Origin of the sequence: Pseudoalteromonas sp. RB2-MNA-CIBAN-0110 (genome assembly GCF_040309305.1) — a bacterium.
In the GTDB taxonomy this organism is placed as follows: Bacteria; Pseudomonadota; Gammaproteobacteria; order Enterobacterales; family Alteromonadaceae; genus Pseudoalteromonas; species Pseudoalteromonas arctica.
Map to the genome: position 1 here is coordinate 1 of NZ_JBEOOQ010000069.1, position 7,937 is coordinate 7,937.

Annotated in this window: 7 protein-coding genes; 1 reads left to right on the plus strand and 6 read right to left on the minus strand. The window is 36.2% G+C overall.

Annotated features, from left to right (window positions below):
- Positions 1–220 precede the first annotated feature (220 nt).
- A complete protein-coding gene (locus AAEY68_RS20350) occupies positions 221–805 on the minus strand; it encodes a M23 family metallopeptidase (protein WP_350586761.1) in 585 nt (194 codons plus the stop codon).
- Between the two features lie 294 nt (positions 806–1,099).
- Here AAEY68_RS20350 and AAEY68_RS20355 point away from each other — a divergent pair, with 294 nt between their 5' ends.
- The gene (locus AAEY68_RS20355; RefSeq protein WP_350586762.1) at positions 1,100–1,549 is read left to right on the plus strand and encodes an Xre family toxin-antitoxin system antitoxin; all 450 of its coding nucleotides are present in this window, start codon (positions 1,100–1,102) and stop codon (positions 1,547–1,549) included.
- 298 nt (positions 1,550–1,847) lie between these two features.
- On the opposite strand, the gene cas6f is transcribed toward AAEY68_RS20355, so the two are convergent.
- From cas6f to AAEY68_RS20380, 5 genes are all read right to left on the minus strand, one after another.
- A complete protein-coding gene (gene cas6f, locus AAEY68_RS20360; RefSeq protein ID WP_350586763.1) occupies positions 1,848–2,450 on the minus strand; it encodes a type I-F CRISPR-associated endoribonuclease Cas6/Csy4 in 603 nt (200 codons plus the stop codon).
- Positions 2,447–3,475: a type I-F CRISPR-associated protein Csy3 gene (csy3, locus tag AAEY68_RS20365; protein ID WP_350586764.1), complete on the minus strand. Its 1,029-nt coding sequence runs from the start codon at positions 3,473–3,475 to the stop codon at positions 2,447–2,449. Before csy3 ends, cas6f begins: the two co-directional genes overlap by 4 nt.
- Positions 3,475–5,526, minus strand: a complete 2,052-nt coding sequence (locus tag AAEY68_RS20370) for a type I-F CRISPR-associated protein Csy2 (protein WP_350586765.1) — start codon at positions 5,524–5,526, stop codon at positions 3,475–3,477. The genes csy3 and AAEY68_RS20370 overlap by 1 nt, the downstream gene beginning before the upstream one ends.
- 3 nt (positions 5,527–5,529) lie before the next feature.
- On the minus strand, positions 5,530–6,705 hold the full coding sequence (locus AAEY68_RS20375; protein ID WP_350586766.1) for a TniQ family protein: 1,176 nt from the start codon (positions 6,703–6,705) through the stop codon (positions 5,530–5,532).
- A 77-nt stretch (positions 6,706–6,782) separates the two neighbouring features.
- Positions 6,783–7,859, minus strand: a complete 1,077-nt coding sequence (locus AAEY68_RS20380) for an NACHT domain-containing protein (protein WP_350586767.1) — start codon at positions 7,857–7,859, stop codon at positions 6,783–6,785.
- Positions 7,860–7,937: the final 78 nt, after the last annotated feature.

Below are 7,937 nucleotides of genomic sequence, written 5' to 3' on the forward strand. Positions count from 1 at the left end.
CATAACAGTTTACCGTGGGTGAATAATATCTATTAGATCACAGCGAACAGATGGATTCAAGGTTAAAAAGCAACCAACCAAGAATAGTTGGATACGTTCCTAAAAAGAGTAATTCTACAGCCTCAACGCCCTGTTAACAGGCAAAAAATAGTTGGCTAAAATAGCGACGAAGGAGCAAAAGCCAACTGTTTTTTGTCCTTGTTTAACAGCTTGTTATGCATTACTCACCGCTTTCTTCACGAGATTTTAAGTCTATTGTTTTTTGGTCAAAACGAATTTGCAGAGGTTGCTTTTCCTTCCATGCAGCAATATGTAAATGAGGGTTACGGCTATAGCCATTATTACCAATGGTCGCTACAACTTTACCAGCTTTGACAATGTCCCCAGTAGATACATTGATGTTATCAATATGTGCGATAAGAACTATAGTTCCATCAGCTTTTTTAAACAATATTGAACCCGCTCTGCCAGGAGTCATAATTCCTGGTTCATTTGTTATATTATTTTTATTAATAGATTCAACAGTACAATCACATGGAGCTAATACATTCTTACCAAAGCCATACCAATCTTCATTTTTATGTCCGTTGTCTTTAAATGTTCTCATAAATAAACGTTCACCTGACTCGTAAAAGTCTTGGACTACACAGTCAGTACCTAGAGCATCCCCCGCATACTTAAATTGACCATCCCAATGCTCAGTACAATTAAATGACTCTGCGACAGGAGCGTGAATTTTAACAATGTCAGTAGCGAATACCTGAAAAGAAAAAAACAAACTTATTAATATAAAATACGGCTTCATTGAACATCCTTATATGCATAACAACTTTATCAGAGGACACTTTCCCTATTTTAGCGCGAAAACGTCCTTATTTTGTGAACTTACATTAATAGCAAATAGTGTAAGTGATTGCCAGCTATAAATATTATGCTTTTTGTAACTCATATAAACATGTAAAAAAGAGGAAAGTTTCCTCTTATTCTTACTAAGTTAATGATTACTTAACTGGATGACCGCTTTTCGCTCTAACCCGACTATCAGCTTAATAGTAGAAGTGCTACTATTAAATATAACTTTCCTGGCTTTGAGGTATGTATGCCTAGTGATATGCAACCTAGCACTAATCATAAATTTGTAGATATACTCAGCAATGGAAAAGTTAATTTAAGCTCAAACCCTTTAGATGAAATTGAATTAATTCAACGTGGTTTAGATATAAAGAGTGTTGAGAAGTTTAGGCTTCAGTTAGGTTGGGATATTCAATCCTTTGCTAAAGCAATTGGTACAAATATTAGAACTTTGGAACGTCATAAAAAAGAGTACACACGTTTAAATGCAACTTTGAGTGAAAATACCTTTGAGTTAGCTCATCTAGCATCAGCTTGTATTGATTACTTTGAAAATATTGAACGATGGAATAAATGGCTAAATACGTACTCCTTACAATTTAGCTCTAAAACACCTTTAACATTTGTAAATACAATTGCTGGTAGAAGGTTAATTATGAACGTTATAAATAGCCTTAAATACGGTTATAACGCTTAAAAAAACCCCAACATTTGCTGGGGTCTCTCTATTTAGCCTCTGCCTTTTCGGCAGTTGAAAGTCACAAGTTGTGGTTGTTTACTTCCTGGCCTAATTTCAGCTGCCTACTCGGCAGTTCACTAGTTATAGCGAGCACTGCAATGATGGGTACTATTTCCAGCTGCCTACTCGGCAGTTCACTATTAAAAATAGTTTAAATTCCTATAAATACCAAACTGTTAAATGAATTTAAATTATTTACCCTTATTTTTAATCAACCTTATAACCAGTTGAAAATTAAAAGAGTGTTTTAAAATTATTAAAAAAGGGTATTCAAAGAGGGAACCGTGCCTTGAAATGTTTGATTTGTAGCAAAGCCATAATTATTAAATTGATTTTCTATCGCATTAGTATTTTCAATTTTTTGTATGTGAAGTATAAAATTTTCCCCGTTGCCTTTGCTTGATACGGGTATTGAATGAAAGTGGCCTATGGCTTTTTCCTCAAATTTATATTCAGGGTTGTAAACCTCGCCTCTAGCTTCAGCTCGCTTTTTAGCGCGTTTCAATCGTCTTTGCTTTTCACCAACAAATGCTTTGGCTACTGATTGGTTGCGAACAAACATGACTTCGCTTTGGTTTACTGGTACTTCGAGTATTTTTGATAAGCCAAATAACTTATCATGAGCCATCATCTCAAAATAGCTTTGCTGAGATAGATTGATTAATTGCTTCTTATCTGTCGATACAAACGCTACTTCATTACCTATTGTTTGCTCATTCCATTTAGGAAAGCACACACCAATATTACTTATTTCGCGTGAACTCATAAACCCATGCAAAATACCAATACAACGCCCAGCAAGAAGGCTTACATCACAATTTTTAGGTAAATAAGTAATAGTAAAATAATAGCGCTTCAACCTTTACTCCTTTGGAACAAGCCACCTTTTATCAACACTGCCGCAATAAAGTGAACTGCATTTGATTTTTCATTTTGCTCTAAACCATGCTTTTCCATGTGCTTAATATGCAAAGCAATGCGCGGGAGTAATGAATAAAAGTCTGAATGGCTTTTAGGTGTTCTGTGTGCAACTAATATTTGCTTATCTGCACCATATTCATGAGTGCGTAAAGGTTTGTAACCTCCCTCGTACCAATCATCAATAGTTTGAATCGCAGCCCCTACTTTTTGTGAGTTCAAACTTGCTGCTTTTTTATCGCCCACTTGGGTGTATACAAGCTGTTTAGATGACATACCCTGTTCAACAGTATCTACAAACTTTTGACTAGGGTGAACCTCTTGGCTAAATGCATTTTTAATTTTGGCTGTTATATCTAAATAACAATAGCTTTGAGGATTGCTAAGCCCTTCTTGAATAGCTTCTGACAACTTTAATAATGCTGTTTGATTGTTTTGCCAATTGCCGTTCCACTTGAGCTTTTGTGCACCTTCTACAATTATTGGGTCTGAATGTTCTGTGAGGATTTCAATATCAACATTCGGTGATTGACGGTTGCGCCAAAGCCAGTTACCCATCAGTATATTTTTAGCATAGCGAGCTGCAACCTCATTAAGGCCATTGTTCTTTTTATAGGTTTCGAAAAAACGTTTTAACCAATAGATAACTTTAGGGTCATCACAAACATGAGGCTCAATACTATTGGCCTCAACCCTGAGTGAAAAGCGGCAAAATAGCTCATTTACTGTTGGAGGCACATAGCACACATCAATTGTTTGAGGGTTACCAAAAGCGAGATCTTGTGGCGCTAAATTTTTAGCCACATTTTGCTTTTGATAGGCATCGCCAAACCCTGACTTTTGCCCAACTAATTTATTTTGCTCTATTTGTAGCGGTTCAAAGTCAGACTCTGGTGTTTTATAAAAAAACACCGCTTTACTGGGTGAGAGCGAACGCGTGTAACTTAAGTGCCGAGGTAGTTGCATTATTCATACTCAAACTTAGACTTTTTCATAAGCATAGACTCTTTTTGAACATCCATAACCCAAAATGCATGATGAAAAAACTGCTTAGCCCCTGCGTACTTTACTGATGTATTACTAACACACTCTAACAACCCAATTAAGGGCTCTGCATAACAATGGTGTTCATGTAATGCTGCATCTCGCTTTACGGGTTCTTCAAGCGCAGCAAAGCCAATTGCAGCGGGTCTTAAATTGAAGTTACCGTTAAGCGCATCTATCAATTGTTCAAAACTTTTAACTACTTTTTTTGAAGGGTACAGCCAACTGCCATTTGACGATTTTGCTTTAAGGTTATTAAATAGCTCACTCGGTTTAGTATGCACATGACACCAGTCTATATTTTGATATAACGAAGGTGGATGCATAGTGCCGCCTGCAAACGTAGATGGTAGTGCGGGCTTTATAAGCTGACTATTTAACTTATCTAACAGCCCAGTATTTGGTAGAAAAAGCCTAAATATTAAATCGAGTGTTATATCGCATTTAGGTTTATCAATAATACCTGACCTTATTACATGACTACGCCCTGCAACTTGTTTTAACTTACTTGGCTCAGGTAATGGTTTACCTGTATGTAGTTGATAGCTTTCAATGTAAATAGCACTGCCAATACACTTAATTGAAGGGTCTATAAAGTTTTTTAGCTTACGCTCAAAGTTATGAGCAAGCCCATTTAAAGCAGTAAGTGACGGCATACCTTGAATATACGAGTTAGCCATTGCCTCGGCATCAAACACTCGCATATCTTGGCAATGTACATACACTATTTGCTCATCATTTAATGTTTCTTGTTCAGCTACACAATGAGTAAACACATAGTTTAACTGCATTTTAAACAGCCCCATTAAATTAGGGTGATACGCAAAGCGTTTGAGCTTACTTAAATTACCAAGGCTCTCATTTAGTACGTTACTAAATTGGCTAATGCAGTTAGTAATACTCTGATCTAAGTAATGCTTTGCCCACTCAGGGTAAGCTTGCTCTTGAGCGTTATTTTTAGCTTCCAGAATGTTATCCAGCCATAACTGCAAGCTAACACGTACTTGCCTAATAGCCGCTACTCGCGCTAATCGCTTTTGCCTTAACGTATTAAACTGTTTAATACCAACCAATACCAAAAGCGCCTGTTGAAATTGACTACTTAATAGCGCACGAATTTTAAATGCTTTCTCAATATCATTATTGACTACTTTAGAGCGGTTAATAGCCTTTGAATTTGTTTTAGGAAAGTAACTCAGCACTCTTATATTACCACCTACTGAGCTTGCTAAATCGCCAACATTGGCTGGTCTTGAGTGCTCAACTAAAGCAAAGTTTAACTTACGATCTGTTGTTAATTGCTGAATTTTAGCTAGCATTGTGTGGCTTACTACAGGCGTAACCGCAAGGTAGCTTTGCTGAAATGGCATTTGTAATTGTGGTGAAAAAGAGCTTACTTCTAATGGGAGTTCTGCCACTGGCAACTGCTGTTTTATTTTACCCGCGATGTCTAAAACCGCCTTTTTAGTAAACCCGTATGCTCTTATTAAATTAATCCAAACAGGCTCTTCATTAATTAACAGCCTTGCTAAACAAGTCACTTCACCTTGCCAAATAAATGAGGTTAAAAATAGCTTTGCATGATTAATTTCAGCACTATTATGCGACCAGCCAAAACTTAAAGGTAATGACCGGCTACAAATACCCGCAATATCTTCACTTACAACTTCACTAATTAAACGTTGATGGCTTACTCGTATATCGGGGTATTTTAAATTATGAGTATGAAACCATTTAACTTCGTTAATGCACTTACTCAATAACACTTCATCGCGTAATACACTTTTAGCAGTTCTTACACTTGTTAAATCATCAATCTCACTTCGCTTATAAACTAGGTTAATGAGCACAGTCAGCGCTTGTTCCTCAAAACCATCTACCGCAACATGAGGCATGTATGGAGCAAACAACTTTCTAAGGGCTGTGGTTTTTTCTTTTAATGATTCAATTGCAAATGCATTTTGTAAGTTCATAAGTTACCACGGCGCTATAAATTGTTTTTTTGTTTGAGGCTTTTCAGCTGCGAATGCTTGCTGTAGTTCAATTACTTGGCGTAAATAAAAAACATGGCTATCAGCTCTGAGCTGTTCGTGCTTTTTTTGTGGATAAGCACAGTTTAAAAAGCCTTCTTGATGAAGCCTATAAACTTGCTCTGTAGTGGTGTTTAATAATACTGCGGTATCAAAAGTACAAAGCAGTAAATCTGCAATATTTGGATGTTTAGCTTTAGGGTTACTATCAACTAATTCGACAAAATAATGAATAACCTCATCAAGTACTTTGTTTTTACGGTTACTCGTTGCAGCTATTTGACCATCACGGATCAAATCGCCATAAACAGAGTTAAACTTAGTTTTATTAAAAGGGTTAAGTTGTTTGAGCCGCGCATTGTTTGTGAGTAAATCTAATTCAGCGGTAAAGCCATCAGGCCAAGTACTAAAGTAATCAACAAAAGTACGGTTAAAGTCAGTATCGCTTACATCAAGTTGCTTAACCTTCGCAAACCAAGATATTAACCCCACTATTTTATGGCTGTTACTACTTGCAAGCGCAAATGCAATTTTAAAGTCTGCATCGTTTAACTGTTCACTACTGGTTAGTTTACAACCACAATTACACTCTAAAAACGCCTCAGAAGCTCTGTAATCAATTAAGTTATGACATTCACTACATTGTATAGTCAATCGTGTTTTATGCTTATGGCACGCTTTATAAGGCTTTAAATGCCAATAAGAAGGAATGTATGAAGATGCAGCTAAACATTCAATGCAAACAGGTATGTTATCAGTGCAAAGTAGCTCAAGGGGAATTGTCAGTTCATTTCGGCTTACTGCTACTAGGTTGCCAAATTTAAAGTTACTGCGCCGCCATGCAAGCGCAAGAATATCACCTGCGTTAACATCAGCTAATTGGGCTACTAACTTAAGCGCTCTTATTCTAAAGCTGCTCGCTTGCCTAGCATGATAAACATCAACTTTAGTCAGCTCTAACGGCAGCGCACCTTCAAGCTCATGATCTTGCTCCGCAAGCCATTGCCATAAAATATCAGCAAGCTCACTATAGCCATCGTATGAGTTATCCCTTGCAAGCCTTAATAAATAGCTTTCGAGCGCCTCATCAGCATAAGGTTTTGTTTGAACTAAAAAATGCATCGCCAACCTAAACTAAGAAAATCTTAGTTTAGGTTTAGATTAGTAAGTTTTAATTGTCAATATCATAGAACTTACTGTTAGTAATCATCGTCAAAACCAATAGACTCTACTGAAGTAGATATCATATCTAAAAGTTGCCGCATTCCAATACGTTTTTCTTTATCAGTAGTGCTCAAATTAATCATTGAATCAATAACTTTATAATAAGCTGGGTTATACATATCTTCAGAACGTGCAAAAATGTCAAAAAAAGCATTTATATCATTTTGCTCAGCATATAGTCCAAATGCTCCTTGCCAGAAGTCTGATGCTAGGTATTCAATAAATTGATAATGATTAAGCCTTTTAAGGTGTTGAGAAACAAGGCTTTCCTGAAATCTAAAATGGCCAAAAGTTATTTCTTCAGTAATTTTATTTAACTGCAAGATATCGCAAGGTTCAATTAACTCTCTCAAACAAGATTCAACTGCTTCTTTGTTCAAAAAATCTCTACACTCCTTAACTAACTTATTAATCGCCCCTGTAAATTCCATTTGTCTAGTTGATTCCATATGAAAAATAAAGGCTAATTTTTCAGCTACAAAAACTAAATTATCAGGTAAATTACTTTGTCGGTAAATACCTTTAGCTTGATCATAAGAACCGGTTAAAAGCTTGATACGTTCTTCATAAATTCTGCTTTCTGTTTGCGGTATATTTATACCACTTTCAGCTAAATGGCATACAATAGTTGCTAGTAAAGGGTTTGTTACGGTTGATTTTAGACTACTACTCGTCTCTACCGTTTGAATAAGAGTTTTAGCTGTTAGTGCATCAGAGCACCAAGATTTTATAAATTGATATAACTGGCTTTTGGTGAATGGTAATAGACTAATTCCAATAAACTCAATCTCGTCTAGGTAACTCATATTGGGTCTGCTAGTTATTACTACCTGATAATTAGTATAAGTGTGCGAGAAAGCTTTTATAGCTTTGACAAGTATTGGGACTTCACTATAGACCTCATCAAGTCCATCCAAAAGTATTGGAGTTTTATTACCTAAAAAAGACTTTAGATATTTTATATTCTCATCAGAACTAGTGGCTCCCCGACACAATAAAATAACTTTTAAAAAACTCTCTGCTAACTCTTCTTCACCTAATGTCGACTTCAATTGAAGTGGTCAAGTAAAATTGGCCACAGTTTTGTAGCTTAATTTGTATCTTCGCTCTGATTCATTTGGGCTTATTCC

Excerpts from the sequence above, each read along its gene's own strand:
- AAEY68_RS20350 (WP_350586761.1), bottom strand. The coding sequence starts at position 805 with ATGAAGCCGTATTTTATATTAATAAGTTTGTTTTTTTCTTTTCAGGTA.
- AAEY68_RS20355 (WP_350586762.1), top strand. The coding sequence starts at position 1,100 with ATGCCTAGTGATATGCAACCTAGCACTAATCATAAATTTGTAGATATA.
- csy3 (WP_350586764.1), bottom strand. The coding sequence starts at position 3,475 with ATGCAACTACCTCGGCACTTAAGTTACACGCGTTCGCTCTCACCCAGT.
- AAEY68_RS20370 (WP_350586765.1), bottom strand. The coding sequence starts at position 5,526 with ATGAACTTACAAAATGCATTTGCAATTGAATCATTAAAAGAAAAAACC.
- AAEY68_RS20375 (WP_350586766.1), bottom strand. The coding sequence starts at position 6,705 with ATGCATTTTTTAGTTCAAACAAAACCTTATGCTGATGAGGCGCTCGAA.